This is a genomic window from Jeotgalibacillus alimentarius, assembly GCF_000829445.1.
GTDB lineage: Bacteria > Bacillota > Bacilli > Bacillales > Jeotgalibacillaceae > Jeotgalibacillus > Jeotgalibacillus alimentarius.
Genome location: NZ_JXRQ01000031.1, coordinates 1 through 1,839, shown reverse-complemented (window position 1 = coordinate 1,839; position 1,839 = coordinate 1). Strand labels below are relative to the sequence as shown.

Below are 1,839 nucleotides of genomic sequence, written 5' to 3'. Positions count from 1 at the left end.
GAGGCTGGGACAAAAACTAGCCAAAGACTAAAATAAAAGGCGCTGATCATCTAAAAAGATGGTCGGCGCCTTTTATTACCAAATATTTGTGCTGGTTTACGCAATTCTTGTGCCTGAGGCAGCCAACTTTCTTAGGTTGACTGCCATGAGCGCAAAGCCCATTTCATTTTTTGCACGCTCTTTTCCTCTGACGGAAAAACGTGTGAAACCTAAATTAGCCTTCAGAAATCCAAAAACTGGTTCTACGTCAATTTTTCTTTTGGCGTAGATTTCACCAGTTTTTGCTTCTGAAAGCAATGTGCGGATCAACTCTTTCTGTTGTTCCCAATGTTCATTATATGAGATCTTTCGATTATTCCCTTCTTTTGCTTTTGTGCAGCTCGCTCGAAGTGGACAACCATCACAACTTTCACATTCGTAAACCTTGTACTTCCTGGTAAAACCATATCGGTCCGTCTTATGGGAATGATGACGAAATGTTAGCCGTTGCCCATTTGGGCAAGTATATGCATCTGCCAACGGATCATAGTGCCAATTCGCAGTGTTGAATTCATTTTTCTTATATTTTTTTGTTTGTTCTTTGCGATGCATGTTATACGTAATCAGCGGCGTGGTTGCTTGATCTTCAAACACGTATTGATAATTTTCTTCACTCCCATATCCAGCGTCTGCGACAATATAAGAGGGTAATGAAAAGAAATGCTCTTTGATCTGATTTAGGAATGGAATGAATGTACGTGTATCTGTCGGATTTGGAAAAATATCATAAGCAAGTGTGTATTGTCCTTCAGTCGCAATCTGAACATTGTATCCGGCTTTTAACTGACCGTTTTTCATATAGTCATCTTTCATTCTCATGAAGGTGGCATCAGGATCCGTCTTCGAATAGCTATTGCGCTCACCAAACGTGATCATATCCTGTTCATACTTTTGTTTGCGTAATAGGAAATTCTGAAATTGTTTATACCATTGTTTAGGCAGTTTGCGTGCTGAACGAATTCTCTTTCTTTCAGCTGTGTCATCACTCGCATTGATTTTCTGTGTCATATCTTCTACGACTTCACCCAGTTTTTCTACGACTGCTGAAAGCTCAGATACAGAGAGTTCTTCGGGACTTTCCTGTTCAATCGCTGGAATAATGGACTGTTGAACTAACTCGTCATAGATCTGATTTGATTTATCAACAAGTGACTGACTGTATTTTTCGACTGATTTTCGCCAAACGAATGTAAATTTATTCGCGTTAGCTTCAATTTTAGTGCCATCAATAAAGATCGCTTCTGCATCGATTTGTTGTTTTTCTACTAAGTGACAACGGAACTGCACGAAGCATTCACGCAACAGGATCTCTGCGTCAGGATGTACCCGGAACCGATTAATCGTACGGTAAGTTGGTTGATAGTCCTGCGCAAGCCACATCATTCGTACACTATCTTTTAATAAGGCTTCAATTTTCCGACCGGAAAATACAGACTGGGTATACGCACACAGAATAATTTTCATCATCATACGCGGATGGTAAGCAGGGCAGCCTGTTCGTTTGATAAATGGAGCGAAAGCTTCCTGAGGAATTTGTTCGACGAGGTCATGGACTAAAAAAGCGATATCATTTTCTTGAAGCGTAATCGCTAAATCCAGGGGCAAAATAATCTGATTCATGTTATAATTTTTAAACATAAGGACACCTCCGATGGTTATTGTGTGGTAACTCTAATTTTATCAGAGGTTGTCCTTTTATTAGTACTAAAATTTACGTTCATTATAAAAAAATGTCCGTGGGAAGGTTGCACCTTCCCGCGGACATTTTCAATTATTCACTGGTTTTGTCCCAGCCTCTTT

The 1,839-nt window shown here is 39.8% G+C and carries 1 pseudogene; it reads right to left on the bottom strand.

Annotated features, from left to right (window positions below):
* Positions 1 to 114: 114 nt before the first annotated feature.
* Positions 115 to 1,677: pseudogene (locus KP77_RS17395) on the bottom strand (IS1182 family transposase); the annotation flags it as partial.
* Positions 1,678 to 1,839: the final 162 nt, after the last annotated feature.